The sequence below is a fragment of the Paraburkholderia megapolitana genome (assembly GCF_007556815.1).
GTDB lineage: Bacteria > Pseudomonadota > Gammaproteobacteria > Burkholderiales > Burkholderiaceae > Paraburkholderia > Paraburkholderia megapolitana.
This window is the reverse complement of record NZ_CP041743.1, coordinates 955,706-975,481: the sequence shown is the minus strand read 5'-3', so window position 1 is coordinate 975,481 and position 19,776 is coordinate 955,706. Positions and strand designations below refer to the sequence as shown.

At 59.8% G+C, this 19,776-nt stretch carries 19 protein-coding genes; 10 read left to right on the top strand and 9 right to left on the bottom strand.

Annotated elements, in window-relative coordinates; all coding sequences use genetic code 11:
* Nucleotides 1–30 precede the first annotated feature (30 nt).
* From FNZ07_RS04110 to FNZ07_RS04100, 3 genes are all read left to right on the top strand, one after another.
* The gene (locus FNZ07_RS04110) at nucleotides 31–393 is read left to right on the top strand and encodes a hypothetical protein (protein ID WP_091011722.1); all 363 of its coding nucleotides are present in this window, start codon (nucleotides 31–33) and stop codon (nucleotides 391–393) included.
* A gap of 124 nt (nucleotides 394–517) precedes the next feature.
* The gene (locus FNZ07_RS04105; protein ID WP_211367875.1) at nucleotides 518–1,795 is read left to right on the top strand and encodes an MFS transporter; all 1,278 of its coding nucleotides are present in this window, start codon (nucleotides 518–520) and stop codon (nucleotides 1,793–1,795) included.
* Nucleotides 1,796–1,845: 50 nt separating this feature from the next.
* Nucleotides 1,846–2,607, top strand: a complete 762-nt coding sequence (locus tag FNZ07_RS04100) for an SDR family oxidoreductase (RefSeq protein ID WP_091011720.1) — start codon at nucleotides 1,846–1,848, stop codon at nucleotides 2,605–2,607.
* A gap of 25 nt (nucleotides 2,608–2,632) precedes the next feature.
* On the opposite strand, the gene FNZ07_RS04095 is transcribed toward FNZ07_RS04100, so the two are convergent.
* Both FNZ07_RS04095 and FNZ07_RS04090 read right to left on the bottom strand, forming a co-directional pair.
* Nucleotides 2,633–3,847: a lanthionine synthetase C family protein gene (locus FNZ07_RS04095; protein WP_091011719.1), complete on the bottom strand. Its 1,215-nt coding sequence runs from the start codon at nucleotides 3,845–3,847 to the stop codon at nucleotides 2,633–2,635.
* Nucleotides 3,848–3,914: 67 nt separating this feature from the next.
* Nucleotides 3,915–4,781, bottom strand: coding sequence for a DMT family transporter (locus FNZ07_RS04090; RefSeq protein WP_091011718.1), 867 nt, complete (start codon nucleotides 4,779–4,781; stop codon nucleotides 3,915–3,917).
* A gap of 354 nt (nucleotides 4,782–5,135) precedes the next feature.
* On the opposite strand from FNZ07_RS04090, the gene FNZ07_RS04085 reads away from it, so the two are divergent.
* Nucleotides 5,136–5,621: a hypothetical protein gene (locus FNZ07_RS04085; RefSeq protein ID WP_091012789.1), complete on the top strand. Its 486-nt coding sequence runs from the start codon at nucleotides 5,136–5,138 to the stop codon at nucleotides 5,619–5,621.
* Between the two features lie 13 nt (nucleotides 5,622–5,634).
* The gene (locus FNZ07_RS04080) at nucleotides 5,635–6,591 is read left to right on the top strand and encodes a DUF1571 domain-containing protein (RefSeq protein WP_091011717.1); all 957 of its coding nucleotides are present in this window, start codon (nucleotides 5,635–5,637) and stop codon (nucleotides 6,589–6,591) included.
* Between the two features lie 45 nt (nucleotides 6,592–6,636).
* Here FNZ07_RS04080 and FNZ07_RS04075 read toward each other — a convergent pair whose 3' ends face one another.
* The 3 genes from FNZ07_RS04075 to FNZ07_RS04065 form a co-directional block, all read right to left on the bottom strand.
* Complete coding sequence (locus FNZ07_RS04075; protein WP_091011716.1) at nucleotides 6,637–7,899, bottom strand: MFS transporter; 1,263 nt, start codon at nucleotides 7,897–7,899, stop codon at nucleotides 6,637–6,639.
* A 274-nt stretch (nucleotides 7,900–8,173) separates the two neighbouring features.
* A complete protein-coding gene (locus FNZ07_RS04070; RefSeq protein WP_091012787.1) occupies nucleotides 8,174–8,956 on the bottom strand; it encodes an SDR family oxidoreductase in 783 nt (260 codons plus the stop codon).
* Nucleotides 8,957–9,034: 78 nt separating this feature from the next.
* Entirely contained in the window at nucleotides 9,035–10,897 is a 1,863-nt protein-coding gene (locus FNZ07_RS04065) for an acyl-CoA dehydrogenase (protein WP_091011715.1), read from the bottom strand.
* A gap of 267 nt (nucleotides 10,898–11,164) precedes the next feature.
* Here FNZ07_RS04065 and FNZ07_RS04060 point away from each other — a divergent pair, with 267 nt between their 5' ends.
* Complete coding sequence (locus tag FNZ07_RS04060; RefSeq protein ID WP_091012786.1) at nucleotides 11,165–11,956, top strand: PhzF family phenazine biosynthesis protein; 792 nt, start codon at nucleotides 11,165–11,167, stop codon at nucleotides 11,954–11,956.
* A gap of 22 nt (nucleotides 11,957–11,978) precedes the next feature.
* Here the strand turns inward: FNZ07_RS04060 and FNZ07_RS04055 are convergent, their stop codons facing one another.
* The 3 genes from FNZ07_RS04055 to FNZ07_RS04045 all read right to left on the bottom strand — a co-directional run bounded on the left by FNZ07_RS04055 (nucleotide 11,979) and on the right by FNZ07_RS04045 (nucleotide 14,070).
* Nucleotides 11,979–12,380 (bottom strand): hypothetical protein, encoded by a 402-nt coding sequence (locus tag FNZ07_RS04055; RefSeq protein WP_091012785.1) that lies wholly within the window; start codon nucleotides 12,378–12,380, stop codon nucleotides 11,979–11,981.
* A gap of 87 nt (nucleotides 12,381–12,467) precedes the next feature.
* On the bottom strand, nucleotides 12,468–13,325 hold the full coding sequence (locus FNZ07_RS04050; protein ID WP_091011714.1) for an SDR family oxidoreductase: 858 nt from the start codon (nucleotides 13,323–13,325) through the stop codon (nucleotides 12,468–12,470).
* Nucleotides 13,326–13,365: 40 nt separating this feature from the next.
* Nucleotides 13,366–14,070, bottom strand: a complete 705-nt coding sequence (locus FNZ07_RS04045; protein WP_091011713.1) for a GNAT family N-acetyltransferase — start codon at nucleotides 14,068–14,070, stop codon at nucleotides 13,366–13,368.
* A gap of 149 nt (nucleotides 14,071–14,219) precedes the next feature.
* Here FNZ07_RS04045 and FNZ07_RS04040 point away from each other — a divergent pair, with 149 nt between their 5' ends.
* The 3 genes from FNZ07_RS04040 to FNZ07_RS04030 all read left to right on the top strand — a co-directional run bounded on the left by FNZ07_RS04040 (nucleotide 14,220) and on the right by FNZ07_RS04030 (nucleotide 17,755).
* The gene (locus tag FNZ07_RS04040) at nucleotides 14,220–15,185 is read left to right on the top strand and encodes a GlxA family transcriptional regulator (RefSeq protein WP_091011712.1); all 966 of its coding nucleotides are present in this window, start codon (nucleotides 14,220–14,222) and stop codon (nucleotides 15,183–15,185) included.
* 51 nt (nucleotides 15,186–15,236) lie between these two features.
* Nucleotides 15,237–17,141 carry a S9 family peptidase gene (locus FNZ07_RS04035; protein WP_091011711.1) on the top strand — a complete coding sequence of 635 codons (1,905 nt, stop codon included), beginning with the start codon at nucleotides 15,237–15,239 and terminating at the stop codon, nucleotides 17,139–17,141.
* Between the two features lie 209 nt (nucleotides 17,142–17,350).
* Entirely contained in the window at nucleotides 17,351–17,755 is a 405-nt protein-coding gene (locus FNZ07_RS04030; protein ID WP_091011710.1) for a glyoxalase superfamily protein, read from the top strand.
* Between the two features lie 85 nt (nucleotides 17,756–17,840).
* On the opposite strand, the gene FNZ07_RS04025 is transcribed toward FNZ07_RS04030, so the two are convergent.
* A complete protein-coding gene (locus tag FNZ07_RS04025) occupies nucleotides 17,841–18,962 on the bottom strand; it encodes an FAD-dependent oxidoreductase (RefSeq protein WP_091011709.1) in 1,122 nt (373 codons plus the stop codon).
* A 108-nt stretch (nucleotides 18,963–19,070) separates the two neighbouring features.
* On the opposite strand from FNZ07_RS04025, the gene FNZ07_RS04020 reads away from it, so the two are divergent.
* On the top strand, nucleotides 19,071–19,751 hold the full coding sequence (locus tag FNZ07_RS04020) for a TetR/AcrR family transcriptional regulator (RefSeq protein ID WP_091011708.1): 681 nt from the start codon (nucleotides 19,071–19,073) through the stop codon (nucleotides 19,749–19,751).
* Nucleotides 19,752–19,776 lie beyond the last annotated feature (25 nt).

Sequence of the window (19,776 nt, the reverse complement as noted above, 5' to 3'; positions counted from 1 at the left end):
TCGCAGCCAGTAGTTGAAGGAGCAATTGAAATGAACAGAAACGTCAAGGGATCTTCCGATCGGCACACGTCGCGAAACCCGGTTTGGGCAGCTGAGCATGACATGATCGACCTCGCGCCTCGATGGAGAACGCTCGTTCCGATCCTGCTTTCCGCCATCGAGCACGGGACGGAACACGGGCGCAGCAACGCACGGCGCAGCCTTCGCAATCTTGCCGAAGAGGCGGATTCGTCACGCCAGCTTCAATTGCGAACGCGAGAAGTTCTAGCTCGCCTCGTCGCCACGTGGTCCGAAAAGTCGGCGCTGAGCGTAGAAGAGCAAGATGCGCTTGCCGAGGCCTCAGCGGTCCTTGCGTTGACCGGGAAGGATCTGATGGCCGTTCGACACGACTAGGTTGGCGGACTCTGGCAGTCCGCTTTCGTCCAGCTTCAAGACTCGTCCCCTTGTTCCAGCCAGGACGGAACAATCACGTCACCCCGCCCATAGCAATCCAGAACCCGTTGCGATAATCTCCAGCGTGCACGCCGGATCGGGCGTCGCTCGCGCACAAGTTCAGGAACATAGCCAAGGGGTTTATCTCACGATGCCTGACCGTACCGGTCGTAGTTCTGCATTGCGTCAAGTCGCAGCTTCAAGGTTTTTTCTCGGCGCAACGATTGCCATGTTTCTGTCGGGCCTTGGCACGTCAGCGGCTGCACCACAGATCGTTCTGTTCCTGGTAAAGGAACTCGGCGCCTCGCTACCGCTGGCGGGACTCTACTACCTGACGAGCCTTGCAGCGCCAGTGGCGGGGTATTGCATCGGCCGCTACTCCGATCGCACAGGCAATCGTCTCGGTCTGTTTCGCATGTGCGCCGTGGCGGGTTTCCTGGGCTGGGCGGGGCTGGCTCTCTCTACTTCGGTCTGGATGGCGTTCGTCATCGCGGTCGTTTTGCTGGCTGTTGCCGGTGCGACCGCCTCGCAGATTTTTGCAGCTGTCCACGACGAACTCAGCGACAAACCCGGCGATGCGAATGAAAGTGTCGTCGCCATCATCCGGATGGCGCTTACCGGCGGATGGATCGTCGGACCTGTCCTGGGCGCTTGGGTAGCGGCTGTCTATGGCTTGCGCCCCATGCTGTGGTTGACCGCCATCTGCATGCTGCTACAGATCGTGCCGCTCGGAACACTGAATCCGGTCGCGAGGCCCAAGCTGGAATCGACGGGTGAACCCGCGCGTCACGCCAGTCTGCGTGCCATGCTTCCATTGCTAACGTTCACGGGGCTCTTCGTCCTCGTCTACGCAGGCGAACCGGTGAAGTTCGGATTCTTGCTGATCTATATGGAAGAGCAGCTCAAGCTAAGTCCGGCTGTACGCGGTGCGGTCATCGGGATACAGCCGTTCATCGAGCTGCTCATCATGCCCTTCAGCATCGGGCTCGGCCGCAGGTTTGGTAACGTGTGGCTGATGTGTATCGCGGCCGCAATGGGGATACTGGCCAATCTTTGCTTTGCGTTGTGGTCGTCCGCGGCTGGGATGTTCGCTGGACAGATTCTGATGGGCGGTGTCTGGGGCATCTTTATGGTCCTCGGCATCCTCGTTGCTCAACGCCTGCTTCCCAACGCGGTAGCGACGGCGTCCGCAATCTTCATGAGCTCGACGGCGCTTGCCTCGGCGTTAGGAGGCATTGCGGGCGGTTTCGGCGTCGCGTTACTGGGCTTGCCTAACGTCTTTTTGCTGCCCGCGCTCTTTGGGTGTGTAGCAGTTGTCGGACTGGCATGGATGGCACGTACCGAAAGATTCAGCGCATATTGATCCCGGTCAGTTGCTTCGTCAGTCTGAATCATCACGTGGAGATTCGCTAAATGAATGCTGTTGCACAGGCACCGTTGATTCTGATAACGGGTGGAGCCCGCGGCGTCGGCGCGGCCACTGCGCGGCTTGCTGCCGCACAAGGTTACGACGTAGCGATAAGCTTCGTCTCCGACGAGTCGTCTGCCCTTGCGGTCGTGGCCGATGTGGAAGCGGTCGGGCGCCGGGCTTTAGCCATGCGCGCAGACAGCGCCGATCCTGAGCAGGTCGTTCAGCTATTCGCGGCGATCGACCAGAAGTTTGGCCGTATCGATGTGCTGGTGAATAACGCTGCGATCATTGCGCAACAATCGAAGCTGGAGGATCTCAGCTTCGAGCGGATGCAGCGCATCTTCGCGGTCAACTCGATAGGCCCTATCCTCTGCGCGCAACAGGCGGTGAAGCGGATGTCGTTTCGTCACAGTGGTCGTGGCGGCGTTGTGATCAACATCTCGTCGGCATCGGCCCGGCTCGGTAGTCCCAACGAGTATGTCGACTACGCCGCGTCGAAGGGTGCGCTCGAGACATTTACGATGGGCTTCTCCAAGGAAGTCGCGCGGGACGGAATACGCGTCAACTGCATTCGCCCAGGACATATCTACACCGACATGCATGCGAGCGGTGGAGAGCCGGGACGGGTGGATCGCGTGCGAGACTCGATCCCAATGGGAAGAGGCGGTCAACCTGAAGAGGTTGCGCGCGCGATCTTATGGCTGGCAAGCGACGAGGCTTCTTTTATCACTGGCACGTTTCTCGATGTTACGGGTGGCAAGTGAGTAACAAGGGGCGGCGCCGAGCGCTTTACTTGATGTCCGTAAAAAAGAAATCAAGCGTCGGAAACGAAGCCGTCCCGTGTATGCAGTTCCACAGATAGATCGCGAACCCAGGGTCTCCGGTCCACAACGAATAGCGTAGCTGGCCGTATTGACGTTCCGCTGCCATCGTTTGCGCGATGCCGTGCATGGCGAATGCGCGTGCGCGATGCAGCCATTTGCTATCGCCAGTCCGCCGGTAAAGCGACAGAAAGGCGAAGCCGTTGCCGCCCGTGCCGTGACACAGGTTCGAGCCTTTCTTCAATGGACCCGCTGCCCAGGTTGCTTCGCCCGCGGCCAGCAATAACGTGTCCAGTTCGTCGCCTGGCATATTGGCGAGACATATGACGAACCCCGGTGCGCCGTGACAGAACTGCATCAGGTGTGGCGCGACGTTTGCGTTTTCGCGGACGAGCTGAGCGTGCCAGTTCGCCTTTCCGTCATCGACGACTGCGGTGCGCGAGACGGTAGTCGTGATGCGTTCGCGCCAGCCGCTCCAGCGCTCGTCGCTCAGCAAATGCCGACCGGCGATCAGCGGTACGGCCGTGGCAACGAAACCGTGGACGCTATCGAGGTAAGTCGATTGCTTGCCATACAGATCCTGCGTCCAGTAGAAGCACGCATGTTCCGGCGACCAGAGCAACTCGGACCACAGCTTGTCCGCGGTCAGCCGGAACAGATCGGCCCAGCGCTCATCCGATGTTCGCTCGTAGAGAAACTTCGATGCCAGAAGCGTTCCAGGCGAGCCCCACATGAGTTCGCGAGTCGGATTGTCGAGATTCGACAGAATAAGATCTGCCAGCTTGTCGGCGAGCTGTTCGGTTGGCGTGTGTTCGTATTCGAGCAGCAGGATCGGTATGTCGCCCATCATGTACGAGGCAAGCGACTGCGCCGATTCGTCTTGCAGCGCGATCCGGTTTCGCTCCAGCAGCGTCGAATAGTGCGGAGCGTAGTCCACACCGGGCGCTGTGGCGCCGACCGATTCCAGAAAGGCGAGCGCCCAGAACGTTCCACACGCGCCGTGATAAAGATACGTGAGCGTGTCCGACGGACCTCCATCGAGCGAGTGCGTGGGCCAGTACGTGTCTGGGTTAAAGCTGGCGTGCGTACCGGCTGCTATGTGCTGGATCGTCGCCCGGGCTACGTGTTCGTCCCAGTCGGTTTCGATCAGCGGCTCATGTCGTGTGGGGTCGAAAAGTGTCATGGGTGAAGCGACGCTTCGGGGTCGGGTTAAGCGATGATCGTACCAGTCCGCTCGGTCGATATGTTAGTTAGCCCGTCGCAATACCTGAAGTCAGTTTGAGCGACACGACACCGAACGTGATGATCGAGATGCCTATCCATTGCGGCACACTCGGGCGCTCACCGCGGATAGCGAATCCAAGCACGGCCGTAACAGCACTCGCCAATGAACTGAGCACCGTGACGATCGCCACGTGACCCGTGCCCGAACCGTATGCGAGTGCGGAAAATCCGCACAGGCTAAGCAAGCTGATGGTAAGAATCAGGGCGAAAATCGAACCTCGCGGCGGGGACAGATTGCGGCTCCTGATCAATATGGCCAACAGGACAACCACGGCAACGAGGTAATACACCCACAACGTATCGACTATCCCCAGGTCCTTGACAGCGAACGCTCCCTGAAGCCAGAAACCGAGTCCAAACATTAGCGCGGAGAGCAAGCCAAGGCCGATAGAAGCGGGAGCTTCCGGCTTACCGTCCGACGACTTCGAAATACTGGCGAGGCTCGCGCCGAAAATACACAGCACGAGACTGGCCACGGCCATAGTGGTAATCGGCTCTCCAGCGATCACCGAGAGGACGGTCGTTACCGCGCCATACAGCGAGACGATCGGCGCAACGACGGAGGCCTTGCCGATCGACAGCGCCTTGAGCAAAGAAGCCATTGCAACCAGATTACAGACTGCTGCCAGGACGGCCATAGCGAGCCCAAAGCCGTTCGTGTCGACATGAAAAAGCGCTGGATGAGACACAATCCACACAGTCAAAACGAGAAATCCAAACGACTGGCTATAGAACAGCGACCTGGCCACACCAATCTGGCGAGTGGTATGTCCCGCCAGGAAGTCCGTCGCGCCCCAGCATAGAGCCGAAATCAATCCCATCAGAATTGCCATGTCTGCCTCGGTCCGTGTTTTCGTGCCCGGGACGCTTCGCTACGACGATCCATGCTTGGCCATGTGTCGGGCGCCGTCACAGTAACCCGCTATCGACGCGATCGCTAAGTCAGAAATTCTCATGTGTATGTGAGCGGTATTCACCGGTGGTTTCGCGCGGGACGGTCGTGTTTCGTCGGACGATGCTGGAATAAGTCGGTGTGCTGCAACGTTTAATGATCAGGCATTCACGTTTCGCGCGGCGGGTTTCAAGCGCTGTGGCATCGGGGCATGAATTGGCCTGGGCACACCGATGTGCCGGGTGACGCCGATGGCGCGACGTCGAAACGTCGGGAATTTACGAGGCCATACATGATGAATCGATTGCTTCGTTTTGGGACCTTGCTCGCCTGTCTTGGTCTCGCGGTGCCTGCACTCGCGCAGACATCCGATGATCTACCCGTACCGGCCGACAGCACGAATTGTCGCGCGGTGGTGGGGCAGGCGGAAATCGACGGCACGATGCAGCAGATCGTTGGACGTGCGTGCCTGCAAAGCGATGGAAGCTGGCAGATCGTACAAGGCCAGGATGGTAGCGTGCTGTGGTATCCGGTCGCGGACTATCCCTATCTCGACCCGTGGTGGTGGGGGCCGCCGGTGTTCATCGGTGCTGGTGTGAACCTGATCTTTGTCGATCGCTTTCATCACTTTCACCACTTCGATCATTACCATCTGATGGATCGCGGCCGTTTCCGCGTACCCGTTTCAGCGGGCTTTCATCGCGGTGGATTCGGTGGCGGTGGGGTGCGTGGGTTCGGTGGTGGTGGCGCGCACAGCTTCGGTGGAATGGGGCGGCGCTAGTTTGGCCTTCTCTATGAGCACTTCTCGCAACTCGCTAGTCGCACGGACGCTGCTGTGCGCGCTCGCGGGGCTGTGCTTGATGGTTTCAACGAGCACTTTCGCTCAAGAGATCGACCCGATTTCGCCGGCTTTATCCAGCACATCGGCGGAATGCACGCATGCCGTCGCCGCGGATTCCGCGAGCACCGACGTCGATCGGTTCCGCTGCCTCACCGCAGGCGAACAGGCGGCATCGTGGCGAACGACGATCGAAGATCGCTCGCTTCTGTCGTTGCCAGACAACCAGATTCTCGCCCTGATGGATGCCATGAAACCCGAGGCGTTCGTCGAGTACGCGAGATTCGACATGATTCTCGACAACGCCTACGAATACACCATGTTCCGACGGGAGCGAGTATTCGGCAGATGGTCCGCGCGGCCCGATCACATGATCGTCCGCTACCAGGACAATCCGCGAAAAGTTTACGTGAAGTGGTTGCCTGACGGTGCGCATGCGGGACAGGAGATTCTGTACGACGAAACGACAGACCCGGATAGCGTCTATGGGCACGTGGGCGGTCCGTTGCGTATCGTGTCGGGCAAGGTCGCTATCGATGGGCCGTTTGCGCTTGCCCAGTCGCGCCACAGCGTGCGCGATATCGGCTTGCAGTTCGTCGCGCGCACGATCGAGCACGATGCGCGCAGCTTTCGTGCAGAAGGTCTTACTGAAAAGCCGGTTCGCATCGAACTCGTGAATGTGCAGGGTACACGGATGCTTGCGTGGACGTGGATTGCTCCGTCTGGGCCGCCTGCGCACTATGCACAGCGCGTGCGACTGCTCTTCGATCTACAACACCTATGGCCCATCGGCGAAGCAGCATGGGACGCGCACGGCGAGCTGCTCGAGATGATTCATTTCGAAGACGTCGTGCCTCGTCACTGGAGCGAGTCGACCTTCGATCGGCGCAACCCCGAATACGGTTTTCACTGATGCCGTGTAAAGCGAACGGACACTTTCGCGGAAACGCAGGACGGACTATGACGAAACCGCAGGGCGTGCGTCCTCGGCGTCGGTGCCGGCATCGGTCTCGATGCATGCACGACATGCGTGTCTAAGCCCCACTCCAAAGCAAAGCCACAGCCCCAGCGATCCCATGGAAATCGCGCCCAGCGTGATGAACGCTGCGGAGAAGCCGAAGCGATGCGCCAATATGCCGCCCAACGCAGGGCTCAAAGCCGCGCCCGCGCCTTGCACGGTCATCACGACACCTTGCCCTGCGTTGACGCGTCCGGTCCCCTCCAGCAATCGGACCACAAGCGCGGGGACGGCAACGCTTTGCAGCCCCGCGCCAATGCCATCGAGTGCCTGCACCGGCCATACGCCCCACTGATGCATCACCGACGCGGCAATCATCCCGCGTACCGGCAGCGCGAGAAACGTGACGAGGATCACCCACCAGTAACCGCGCCAGCGGATCAGACGGTAAGCGAATGCGGCGGCGCCGACCATCACCAGCTGGGCGATTACGATGGTTTCGGCGGTGAATGCGCTGGGGTCTCCCTGGTGAGCGGCGACGATGGCAAGGCCATAGAGCGGTAGCATCGCCGCGTTGCCGAGATGAAAGAGCGCGAGCGCTGCGGCGAGCACGACTAGCGGCCGGCATTCGAGCAGGATGCGCAGGCCGCTTACTTTTGCTTCGCTTGCGTTGCCACTCGAATTGTCGGTTTCGAGTCCGCGCGCGACGTCGTGATCGATTGCGTCTGCGCGAATCATGGCAACTGCGATCAACGACAAGATCCCGAACACCGCGCTGAGGGCAAAGACAGCGCCGAAGCCGTAACGCCAACCGAGCCAGCCGGACAGCGCGGCTGCCACAACGTTGCCTGCATGATTGGCGACCTGATTGCGTCCAAACTGCCGGTCGAAGCCGCGTTGTCGCACGATACCGAGCGTGATGCCGGCCATCGCGGGTCCAAGGGCCGCGCCTGTGATGGCAGTTGCTATCTGCGATGCCGCCACCATCCAGTAGTCGTGCGACACCCACAGCAGCCCCGATGCTGCTACCGTCATCGCACCGGCCACTACGATCAGTGCGCGCTTATGGCGAGTCGCATCGACAAGCGCGCCGGCCGGCGAGGTCGCGACCATACCGGCAATGCCGCCAATCGTCATGACGGTGCCGATCAGATCGGTGCCCCAGCCACGCGCCTGAAGAAACACGCCGAGAAACGGGCCGATGCCGGCCTGCACGTCGGCAACGAAGAAATTCAGGGCTTCGAGGGCACGGTTGGGTTTCATGGGGCGAGAATCCGGGTCGTCACGATGCTCACTCCTTGCAACAGGTGTGATCAGCGGCAGCACTGAGTGCTGTGCTACTCGTATGCCTTTGGGTACTGCACGTCGGAGGGGCTAGCAACTGCCATTCCTGGGCTGCGAAACGTTATCTCGTGGAGGTGCCGTCGATCCTGCTCCGGCTTGACTGATAGCAGCATTGCGGAAATCGCGAAGGACGTCCGCTTCAAGTACTAGCGAACGTCTCTTAAGACAGAGATTGTGAAGAAACCGGCAACACCTACACCGCGCTGACCCCACCATCCACCGCCAGAATCTGCCCGGTGATGTGCTTGCTCGCATCGGTCGAGAACAGCAGCGCGGCGCCCTTCAGATCTTCGTCATCGCCGATACGCCGCAATGGCGCGCCGGCGGACAGCCGGTCGACGCCCAATGCCTCCAGCGAACCGCGCGTCATCTTCGACGGAAAGAAGCCCGGCGCGAGCGCATTCACAGTGATACCGTGCTCGCCCCATTCCGCGGCCAGTGCGCGAGTGAAGTTCACGACGGCGCCTTTGGATGTGTTGTAGGCGATCGTATCGAGCGTACCCGGCGCGTTGCCTTTCAGACCCGCTATCGATGCGACGTTCACGATCTTGCCGTAGCCGCGCGGAATCATGCTGCGCTTGCCGATCTGTTGCGTCAGCAGGAACAGGCCGCGGATGTTCAGGTTCATCACCTTGTCCCACGCTTCGACCGGGTAGTCTTCCGCGGGGGCGCCCCATGTTGCGCCGGCATTGTTGACGAGAATATCGACGTGGCCGAGCGTTTTCAGCGCCTCATCGGCGAGGCGGGCGACGTCTGCGTCCTTCGCGCCATCGGCGGCTATCCAGCTCGCCTCGATGCCAAGCGATTGCAGATGCGCTTGCGCGGCCTGCAGCTCATCGGCCTTGCGTGCGGACAACACGATCTTCGCGCCTTGCTCACCAAGCGCTTCGGCAATCTGCAAGCCGAGGCCGCGCGAGCCGCCTGTGATCAAGGCGGTCTTGCCCTTCAGGTCGAATAGTCGTTCGATAGTGCTCATCTTGTCTCCTGCCATGTCGGTATCGAGGTTGAAGTGCGAATGGGGTCGCTTGAGAATCACTGCTTTAGAAGCGCGGCCTTAGAACCACGCATCCTGCATGTCGAGTGTCGTTCGATCGAGCGAGGCCAGCAGATCGAACTGCGGGCCGGTCTTCGGCAATTCCCAATGGAAGAAATAACGTGCAGCCGCGAGCTTGCCTTGATAGAAACTCGCTTCGTCGCCTTCGGCTTTTTCGGCTTTCGCGAGTGCCGCTGCTGCGACGATCGCCTGCTCGAGCCAGATCCAAGACAGCACGATGTGACCGAACGCTTCGAGGTAGATCGTTGCATTGGCGAGCGTCAACTGTGGGTCGCCGGTTTGCCATAGCGCCTGCGTGACGGTGGCGAGTCGCTTCATGGCCGCGTCGAGTGCCTGCGCCTGCGCTTCCTGTTCGGGGTGACCGCTTTCAATCGCTCGCCTGATCGCCGTGCCGATACGCTGACCGAGCAGCTTGAACGCCGCGCCGTCCTGCATCACGACCTTGCGACCGAGCAGATCCATACCGTGGATGCCGTCAGTGCCTTCGTGAATCGGATTCAAGCGATTATCGCGGTAGAACTGCTCGACGTTGTATTCGCGCGTATAGCCATAACCGCCGTGGATCTGGATCGCGAGATCGTTGGCATGCAGGCACCACTTCGACGGCCAGCTCTTCGCGATTGGCGTGAGGATTTCCAGTAGCAACGACGCCTGCTTTAAAGCGTTGTCGTCGGCGGCGCTGAGCTCTTCGTCGACCAGTCGCGCGCAGTACAGATTCAAACCAATCGCGCCTTCCACATAGGCTTTTTGTGCGAGCAGCATGCGACGCACATCGGCGTGTTCGACGAGCTTCACCTGCGGGCTGGCCGGATCTTTCCCTGCCGGGCCGATCGAGCGTCCCTGCGGACGATTGCGCGCATAGTCGAGCGAATGCAGGTATCCCGTCGAACCGAGCATGGCCGCGCCCATGCCGACGCCGATCCGCATCTCGTTCATCATCACGAACATGGCCGACAAACCTTTGTGCGGTTCGCCCACCAGATAGCCGATTGCGCCGCTCTTGCCGCCCGGCCGATACTTCGTGCCTTCGCCGAAATTCAACAGACAGTTCGTGGTGCCGCGATAACCCATCTTGTGATTCAGACCCGCTAGCACGACGTCGTTATGCTCGCCACGCGCACCGTCCGCATCGACGACGAACTTCGGCACGATGAAGAGCGAGATGCCTTTTACGCCTGGAATCAGCTTGCCGTCCGGCCCTGGAATTTTGGCCAGCACGAGATGCACGATGTTGTCGGACAGTTCGTGTTCGCCGGCGGAGATCCACATCTTGTTGCCGGTCAAACGATACTGCGGGCCAAACGGCGAATCGCCGTCGGCCTGTGCGCGTGTCACGATGTCGGACAGCGAGGAACCGGCCTGCGGTTCCGACAGGCACATCGTCCCGAACCAGCGTCCTTCCAGTTGCGGTTTCGCGAACGTGTCGATTTGCGCCGGCGTGCCGTGCGCGAGCAGCAACGTCGTGTTTGCCACGGTCAGGAACGGGTAGGACGCGGTGCCGCAATTGGCCGCCGTGAACATGCCGAAGCAGGCCTTGCCGATCACAGTCGGCAGTTGCATGCCACCGACCTCGTAGTCGCGGCTCGATGCAATCAATCCGCTTGCGCTGAAAGCATCGAGCGCTGTCTTGACCTCGGGAATGATGTGAACGTGTTCGCCGTCGAAGTGCGGTTCCTGCTGATCGTTTTTCTTGTTGTGCGTGGCGAACAGCTCGGTGGCCATGCGTTCGCTGGTATCGAGCGTCGCGTCGAAGGTTTCACGCGAATGATCCGCGAAGCGCGGGCGTTGCGTCAGCGTTTCGACATCGAGCCATTCATATAACTGAAAGGCGAGGTCGCGCCGGGAAAGCAGCATGGAAGGCATCGGGTCTGCACTCACAAGGGAAGATCGTCATCACACGGCACCCGTCATAGCTTCTGCCGAATCGTCATGCCATGCACGGGCCGTACTTTGCGCAATGGAACAAGGATACACAAATAATAGTACGGTCGTTTCTTTTTTGACAGGGCGGACCGCGGAATCGGAAATCGGCACGGCTTTAGCGGCACGTTGGAACGCTAGAATGGCGCACTTATGCGCGTTCTACAGCTTCCCGATGCGCCGGCGACAACCCGCGAGACTCGACCCACGATGAATACTCACCGCATGCTTTGCTTTGGTCGTACCGATGCGAGCGGCAACGCTGCGATCGTCGTCGAGGATTTTGCTCTGACTGAATCGGAACGGCTGGAGTTTGCCCGTCGGCAAGATGCTCCTGCGACGGTGTTCTTGGCAACCGATGCTGCCGGCGACATCGTGCTCGATTACTACTATCCGCATACCCGTAGCCCGCTTTGCCTGCATGCGACGCTTGCGGCGAGCGCCGTGTTGTTTGAGCGGAACCCGGACAGCGCACGGATTCAGTTCGTCACGAGCATGCATCGACAGGTTCTCGAAGTCGAACGTACCGACGACAACATCTTGATCGGCTTGAAGCCGCAGCGCTGTCCGGAGCTGAACATCGATCTCGCGGAAACAGCACAGCTACTTCGTGCGAAACCGATCGAACTGATGGGTATGCCGAGGCTTGCGTCGGTGGGCAGCGCAAAGCTGCTGGTGGAAGTGGCGAATCAATCGGCGTTGCAGGCGTTGCGCCCCGATCTCGCTGCCATTGCCGCGTGGAGCCGCGCACACGGTGTGTCGGGTATCTATGCCTATTGCCGTCTTGCCGACGATACCTATGCGGGCCGCAACTTCAATCACCTCGAGCCGCATCTCGAAGATGCTGCGACGGGTGTGGCGGCAGGAGCACTGGCTGCATCGTTGACGCGGAGCATTACGCTGCTACAAGGCGATGCGCTTGGTCAGCCTTGCACGCTCGCTGCCCGATATCTGGATGAGGCGGTTCAGGTTGGCGGACGTGCGACAAGTAGCGCAGTGTAACTAGCGCTAAGAGTGACGACTGTCACTCATCACATCGCACATCCTGCTTGGGCACGGCAATAATGATCGGGTACGTTCCGCGGTCGAGTTCGACGCGCGCGACCACAGACGTCGTCGTGCTGTCGCTGTCGTCGTACACGCTGACCTTCTCATTGCGAAGGCTGGTGATGCCGGTACAGTCGGTCGCGCGACCCTCGTCGGAAATCTTGCATTGAATCGGATTTTCCGTGATGTAGCGAATCTGGTCTCTGCTGCGCGTCGCCAGGTATTCGCGCACGCTTTGTACCGATCCACCCACGCCAGTGACATAGCCAATAGCGCATTGTCGTTGGGACGTATCGCTGCTTCCGGATGCCTGGGCGTTCGCGGCCACACTGGTGGCCGCGAGAATCGCTGCGAGTGTCGATGCAAGTAGAAATCTCATGGCGCAAATCACGGTTGTCGGATCGAAGTGTCCGATTGTAATGGCATCCTGTCCGTGAGGTGCGAAAGCGCCGATCTCGCTCAAGGTTCAAGCTTCGGCGAGTTGTCCGAGACCGAGGCTTTCCAGCAACTGTGCCTGGATCGACGCAGCTTGAGCATTGATGACGTCCGTGCCGAATGACTGCCCCACTACCAGACGTGCAGGACGTTTGCCGTCTGGTTGCTCAACGACCTGTGCAATCGCTTCGGCTACGTCATGCGGGTTCGGCGCGTTGTCGCTTTTGAACAGCTCCATCAAGGTTTCCACCATCTTGCCTGGAACCGCACCGATTTCACCGTACCCAGGGCTGCGCGCGGTGTCGCTGGGCAACTGGGCGCTCGCGAAAATGTTCGTCGGATAGTTGCTCGGCTGGATGAGAACTACGTCGATGCCCAACTTCGACAACTCGTAGCGATAGCTGTCGGTCAATGCTTCGATCGCGAACTTCGATGCACCATAGAGACCGAAAAAAGGAAACGTTACGCGGCCAAGAATCGAGCCGATATTGATCACGAGGCCGTGCCCCTGTTGCCTGAAAGCTGGCAACACGGCTCTTAGCATCCGTTGGACGCCGAATACGTTGACGTCGAAGAGCGCGCGCAGTTGCTCTGTCGTGAATGCTTCGGAGATACCTGCAGAGCCAATGCCTGCATTGTTGACGAGGACATCGAGATGTCCGGCCTTTGCGAACACGGAAGCCACGCCATGCTCGACGGAAGCTTCGTCTGTCACGTCCAGTTCGACGACATGAATACCTCTGGTTTGCAAGGCATCGGCATGGGGCCGGTTACGCCCGCCGATATCGCGCATCGATGCGAATACCTGGTGTCCGGCACCGGCGAGTGTTTCCGCCGTATCGCGGCCAAAGCCGCTGCTAGCCCCGGTAATAAGAATGTTTTTAGACATGGTGACTTTCTTCTACTTGCTGGTGTTATAGAACGGCGGCTTAACGCGGACCGGCATGCCCGACGCGAGTAAGGTGGAACGTACGACGCAAGCTGAAACCAAGACGCTCATACAGCCCGATTGCTGACGTGTTGTGGCTGAAGACGTGCAGAAACGGTGTTTCTCCGCGTTGCTCGATCTCACTGCGCAAGACATTCATGAGTCGACCCGCAAGGCCGCGTCCGCGGTAGTCGTCGTCTACACACACGGCGCTGATCTCGACGTATCCGGCGATATGCATCCGCTCGCCGGCCATCGCAATGAGACGCCCGTGGTCGCGGATTCCGATGTAATTGCCCATCTCGTGAGTTCGCTTGCCAAAAGGTCCGGGCTTGGTCTTCTGCGTCAGATCGAGCATGTCTTTCGCATCCGCGTTACCCAGCCGGATAACATCCCCGTTGTCTGCATGTGTTGCTTCACCGTGCGACGCGATCATCTGATGGATGACGCCCACGGGCGTTATCTGTAGCCCGTCGATGGCATCGATCGGTTCCGCGGAATGCAGGACAGCAGCCTGTTCCTGAGGCAGCAGAAGCTGGCGCAGTGCCTCGTATGCGGCGGGTGTTTCGGATGCCGGCGCAGCAAACGGCGCGACATCGGGATGGTATCGACGGGCAAGCGCGTCGCCATACCCGAGGTGCGCCTGGTTCGTCGTGAGTGCCGCCCAGATCGGACGGTCGAGTTCAGCCTGTATCGAATGATTCATGCTATCTCCGCGCGCAGGCGCAACTGTGTTCCAACGGATTGATCGAATGTCTGGCCAGGGCGTCAACTTGGCGGCATTGCTGCGCAGTCTAGACTTCCACCTGGAGCGGGGCTATAGTCGCAAATGACATTAATAGATGTATTTGCGACATGAGAGTAGCCATCCTCGCGCTGGACGGACTGTTCGATACCGGGCTCACGGTTTTTCTCGATACCTTCGCGATGGCCAATGAACAGGCCGCAGCCCAGGGGTTCCCTGCACCGCCCTTCGACGTACGCGTGGTAGGCGTGCGCAGACGCATTCGTACCGCGCACGGGCTGTCGACAGCGGTCGAACTGGCCAGCACCATCGGTCGTCCGGACTGGGTCGTGGTGCCTGCGCCGAGTGTCCGGCAGCCCGATCGCCTGATCGAAGCGCTGGCGCGTCGCGATACGCGCGATGCGATGGCGGCCCTTCGTGCGTGGCACGCTGACGGCGTCAGCGTCGCGGCGGCCTGCATCGGGACTTTTCTGCTAGCCGAGGCCGGGCTTCTGGACAATCGCGAGGCGACGACGACGTGGTCGCTGGCGCCTTTTTTCCGGCAACGCTATCCGGCCGTCAAACTGGATGATTCACGCATGGTCGTCGCTTCGCAAAGCGTGGTCACCGCGGGTTCCGCGATGGGGCATCTCGACCTGGCGCTATGGCTGCTGCGCCAAACGAGTCCTGAACTTGCGACGCTCGTTGCGCGTCTCATGCTGATCGACAAGCGTTCGTCGCAGGCCGAATACATCATCCCCGATCACCTTGCGCATGCCGATCCACTGGTCGAGCGATTCGAGCGATGGGCGCGCGATAATCTCTCGGTGGGTTTTTCGCTGCAGGCGGCGGCGCGTGCGTTGTCCGTCGGGCCGCGCACGTTGCAGCGTCGTACCGAGGCCGTGCTTGGCAAGTCACCGCTGGCGTTCTTCCAGGACCTGCGTATCGAACGGGCGCAGAACCTCGTTTCGATTGGCTACGATATCGAGAAGATCGCAAGCGAGGTGGGCTATGCCGACTCGGCGACATTGCGGACGTTGCTGCGTCGAAGGCTTGGGCGTGGGGTGCGGGAGCTTCGGGCGGAGATGCAGCGGTAGGCGCGCACGTGGCCATCGACAGGTTCAAACACAGTTTTCGTGGAGATACGTATGGTTTCTGAAGATCGTCAAAACGCTAAGAGTAACGGCGGCGCAGTCAAGCAGTACCCGGTGCGAGACTTTTTCCGCAGACCAGACAAGCATGCGTTCACCATTGCGCCCGATGGGCGGCACCTCGCCTTTCTTGCGTTACACGTGGGCCGCCAGAACATATTTGTGCAAGGGATCGATGCCGAAGGCTCTCCCGTAGGCGAACCAAGGCCCTTGACCAACGAGACGAAACGCGACGTGCCGGATCATGCATGGAAGGGCAACGGTCAGATTCTGTTCGTCAAGGATTTTGGCGGCGATGAGAACTTCCACGTACTTTCGGTTCTGATCGACGGCGGCGAACCGCGCGATCTGACGCCGTTCGATGGAGTCAGGGCCAGCATTGTCGATGAACTCCGGGACGACGACCGCCACATCCTGATCGAGATGAATCGGCGCGATCCGCAGGTCTTCGACGTTTTCCGTGCCGATGTTATGACGGGTGAGCTAACGCAGATCGCGGAGAACCCGGGCAATGTCACGGGCTGGATGACGGATCACGATGGACGGTTGCGCGTCGCGATCGCTACTGACGGCGTGAACAACACATTGCTCTATCGCGACCTCGAGACAGAGCCTTTCCGCGCCATTCTGACAACCGGCTTCCGCGAGACCGTCGCGCCGTTGTTCTTCACGTTCGACAACAAGCAGATCTACGTTATGTCGAACCGGGGGCGCGACAAAACCGCCATTTTCGAGTTCGATCCGCAAACGGCTAAGGAAGGCACATTGCTGTTCGAGGCCGCGCATGTCGATGTGGGTGGGCTCAGATACTCGGAACATCGACGTGTGCTGACGGCTGCGTTTTATATCGACGATCGGATTCATCGTCATTTCTTCGACAGCAAAACTCGGGACATCAGAGCAGATCTCGAACGTCAGTTGCCGGATCAGGAAGTCGCCGTCGTAAGCAACACGCGCGACGAATCGCGCGCAATCGTGCATGCCACTAGCGATCGATCGCCCGGTTCGGTCTGGATCTACGACATCGAGCGACGGCGCCTCGCGAGGCTGGCTGACATGGCGCCATGGCTCGACGCTAACGATATGGTGCCAATGCTGCCGATTCATTTCGCTGCACGCGATGGCCTGCAGATCAACGGCTATCTGACGTTACCGGCAGGGTTCGAGCTTGGGCAAACATTCGCCGAGCCGTTGCCGCTGATCGTCAATCCGCATGGTGGCCCTTGGGCGAGAGACATGTGGGGTTTCAATGCCGAAGCGCAGTTGCTTGCGAATCGCGGCTATGCGGTGCTTCAGGTCAACTTCCGCGGCTCGACGGGATATGGGCGCGCATTCTGGGAGGCCAGTTTCGGGCAATGGGGCCGCGCGATGCAGAACGATATCGATGACGGTGTTGACTGGCTCGTGTCGCAAGGGATCGTCGATCCGGCGCGGGTCGGGATCTACGGCGTAAGTTATGGCGGCTACGCCACGCTTGCGGGCATTGCGTTTACTCCGGATCGATACGCGGCGGCCGTCGACTATGTCGGCGTATCGAACCTCTTCACGTTGCTCGAGTCTATGCCGCCGTATTGGGAGCCGATACGCGACATGATGTACGAGATGATCGGCAACCCGCAGACGGAAGAGGGTAAGCGGACATTGCACGATGCGTCGCCGCTATTCTTTGTGGACAAGATCGTGACACCGCTTCTCGTTGCGCAGGGTGCCAACGATCCGCGAGTCAAGCAGGCCGAGAGCGATCAGATCGTTAACGCCTTGCGCGCGCGTGGCGTTGAAGTGAAATACCTCCTCAAGGAAAACGAGGGGCACGGCTTTCATAACGAGGAAAATCAGTTCGAATTCTATGAGGCGATGGATGCGTTCTTTGCCGAGCATATTGGCGGGGTGTCAAGAACGTAACCGGGTCTACGCCACCCGCAATTCATGATCGCGAGCGGGTGTCGCTTCGAAGTTTTCGGACGCTTTGACTTTCTGATATTGTTTTCAGCGCGCCGCAGACCCTGTCGCGCAACATCTGCCGTGCGGACACCGCTCCGCCTGACGAGATTACGCAGCCCTGTAAGCACTGCCTTGCAGGCTGCCTCTGGCTCATTCGATGGAGCATCGATATGGAAACCACATTGTCCGCGCCGCATGGCGTCAGTTTCGGAAGACTCGCACCGGGTCTCGGGGTTCAGGACCTCAACCGAAGTCTCCAGTTCTACTGCGGTGTGTTGGGGTTCAACAAGGTATTCGAGAACGGAAATCCTGTCGGCTTCGTCATTCTTAAGAAGGACAAGGCTGAACTGCATCTATCGTTGAACAAGAACCATAAGGCATCCGTCGATAACGTCGCGCACCTCATGGTCGAAGACGCAGCCGCCCTTTACAGGCATTGCACGGCGCAGAACGTTCGAATCATCAAGTCGTTGCGCGATGCCGATTTCGGGCTTCGGTGTTTTGTGCTGGCCGATCCCGATGGGAATCGCATCGATATCGGCGAGGTTCTGCCTAACCCTCGCGTCGAGGTCTGATCGATGGCTGACATCCTGATCGTCGGGGCCGGCCCGACAAACACTAGCTGACGAAAGCTCTCCGGCAGCACGGTTGTCCGACGCGCTATTGCCGAGTGAAGAAGTCAACCAGACTCTGAGGCGCGTTGTCGCCGAAGCACATCTTGATGACCCGGCTAGCCTCCGCAGCCTCGGCGGCACTGCGGGGAAAGAGGTCCTTCTCATACGCGAGAAGCGCGGCTTCAATATCGCGAGGGTTGGCGGCAATGGCCTTGCCGAGTTCAGCGCCGTCATACATGGCGAGGTTGGCGCCTTCGCCAGACGGGATCATCAGGTGCGCGGCATCGCCAAGCAGTGTCACCCCCCGTACACGATCCCATTTGTGCTCGACCGGGAGCGCAAAAATCGGACGAGGCACAGGAGCAGTTTCGCCATCGGTGATGAGCGCTGTCAGCGCCGGTGCCCAGCCGTCGAATTCCGCGGCGACGAGGGCGAGGGCAGTCGCGGAGTCGGAGAAAAACAGGCAGGCAATCCAGTCTTCGGGCTTATTCAACGCTACGTAGGTGTGCAGCACGCCGTTGGGTTCGCGATGTGCCTGAATACCCTTTCCGGGCGCTAGCGCAAACAGCGAGCCGCTACCCACCGCTTGCGCGCTTGCCGCGTGATGCGTGTCGCTGTCGAACAGATATGTCTCGATGAACGAGACGCCGGCATAGGCCGGTTTAGCCTCGGAAAGAAGCGGTCGAACCTTTGACCAGGCGCCATCGGCACCGACAAGAAGATCGCTCGTCACCGTCGATCCGTCTGCAAACGTCAACATGTGTCGCCCACCGCCGAGCGAAGTTGCCGCTGCGACCTTGTGTCCCCAGCGGACCGTACCGGCAGGAAGTGACTCAAGCAGAATCCGGCGGAGTTCTCCTCGGGGTACCTCGGGTCGACCGCCTGTGCCGTCGTCGGGCTCGTCGTACAGGACGTTGCCGTCCTTATCGAGTACGCGCGTTGCCTCGCCGCCAGGGTGAATGATTTCGTGAAATTTATCGAAGAGTCCCGCTGCCTTGAGCGCGAGTTGCCCGTTGTTTTCGTGGATGTCGAGCATGCCGCCCTGCGCCCGCGCGTTCTCCGACGCGTCCGCTTCATAGACCGTCGCAGCAATGCCGTGGACGTGGAGGACGCGGGCGAGCATCAGCCCGCCGAGCCCCGCCCCAACGATCGCAATTGAAGTATTCATTCTGATTCCATGAGAGTGCAGATTGCCAGGAGATTTGCTGCCGATCACCAATGGAACTACATTCCATGCTAATGTTGGAACAACATTCCATACGTGTCAAGACGAGACATGGTTAAAAAAGCACGCAATACGCAACGACGGGAAGAATCGCTCTCGCGGGATCAGATCATCGAGACCGCGATTGCGCTTCTGGATAGCGGCGGAGAGAGCGGGTTGACGTTCCGCGCGTTGTCCGAGCAACTCGCCACCGGTCCGGGGGCGATTTATGGGCACATCGCGAGCAAGAGCGACCTACTGATCGCTGCCAGCGACGCTATCGTCGCCGGCGCAATGGACGCATCTGTGGATAGCGCGACGCCCGAGGCAACCATTCGCGCAGTCGCGCTGGGCATGTTCGATGCGATCGATGCGCATCCGTGGGTTGGTTCGGCGCTAACACGAGCTCCGGGCAAGTTGCCGGCGGTGCGCATTCTCGAACGCATAGGTCAGCAGCTTCGCGCGCTTGGCGTGCCGGACGAAGAACAGTGGGTAACGGTGTCGGCGTTGTTGAGCTACATCCTGGGCGTCGGTGGGCAGAACGCGGCGAATACGCACCTCGCGCTGGAGCAGGAGACCGACAGGTCCGACTTTCTGGATGAGGTGGCGACCATGTGGTCCGAACTCGATCCGGATGAGTACCCGTTCACCCGCAGCGTAGCTGGGCAGTTGCGCACGCATGACGACAGGGTTGATTTTCTCGCGGGGATCGATCTGATCCTTCGGGGGATTGAAGCGGAGCGCGATCGGTGACAATCCAGGGTGTACCAGCGACGTA

Coding starts and splice junctions, on each gene's coding strand:
- FNZ07_RS04055 (WP_091012785.1), bottom strand. CDS start 12,380: ATGAGATTTCTACTTGCATCGACACTCGCAGCGATTCTCGCGGCCACC.
- FNZ07_RS04080 (WP_091011717.1), top strand. CDS start 5,635: ATGAGCACTTCTCGCAACTCGCTAGTCGCACGGACGCTGCTGTGCGCG.
- FNZ07_RS04090 (WP_091011718.1), bottom strand. CDS start 4,781: ATGGCAATTCTGATGGGATTGATTTCGGCTCTATGCTGGGGCGCGACG.
- FNZ07_RS04110 (WP_091011722.1), top strand. CDS start 31: ATGAACAGAAACGTCAAGGGATCTTCCGATCGGCACACGTCGCGAAAC.
- FNZ07_RS04065 (WP_091011715.1), bottom strand. CDS start 10,897: ATGCCTTCCATGCTGCTTTCCCGGCGCGACCTCGCCTTTCAGTTATAT.
- FNZ07_RS04035 (WP_091011711.1), top strand. CDS start 15,237: ATGGTTTCTGAAGATCGTCAAAACGCTAAGAGTAACGGCGGCGCAGTC.
- FNZ07_RS04040 (WP_091011712.1), top strand. CDS start 14,220: ATGAGAGTAGCCATCCTCGCGCTGGACGGACTGTTCGATACCGGGCTC.
- FNZ07_RS04060 (WP_091012786.1), top strand. CDS start 11,165: ATGAATACTCACCGCATGCTTTGCTTTGGTCGTACCGATGCGAGCGGC.
- FNZ07_RS04085 (WP_091012789.1), top strand. CDS start 5,136: ATGAATCGATTGCTTCGTTTTGGGACCTTGCTCGCCTGTCTTGGTCTC.
- FNZ07_RS04095 (WP_091011719.1), bottom strand. CDS start 3,847: ATGACACTTTTCGACCCCACACGACATGAGCCGCTGATCGAAACCGAC.
- FNZ07_RS04030 (WP_091011710.1), top strand. CDS start 17,351: ATGGAAACCACATTGTCCGCGCCGCATGGCGTCAGTTTCGGAAGACTC.
- FNZ07_RS04045 (WP_091011713.1), bottom strand. CDS start 14,070: ATGAATCATTCGATACAGGCTGAACTCGACCGTCCGATCTGGGCGGCA.
- FNZ07_RS04070 (WP_091012787.1), bottom strand. CDS start 8,956: ATGAGCACTATCGAACGACTATTCGACCTGAAGGGCAAGACCGCCTTG.
- FNZ07_RS04100 (WP_091011720.1), top strand. CDS start 1,846: ATGAATGCTGTTGCACAGGCACCGTTGATTCTGATAACGGGTGGAGCC.
- FNZ07_RS04050 (WP_091011714.1), bottom strand. CDS start 13,325: ATGTCTAAAAACATTCTTATTACCGGGGCTAGCAGCGGCTTTGGCCGC.
- FNZ07_RS04025 (WP_091011709.1), bottom strand. CDS start 18,962: ATGAATACTTCAATTGCGATCGTTGGGGCGGGGCTCGGCGGGCTGATG.
- FNZ07_RS04020 (WP_091011708.1), top strand. CDS start 19,071: ATGGTTAAAAAAGCACGCAATACGCAACGACGGGAAGAATCGCTCTCG.
- FNZ07_RS04075 (WP_091011716.1), bottom strand. CDS start 7,899: ATGAAACCCAACCGTGCCCTCGAAGCCCTGAATTTCTTCGTTGCCGAC.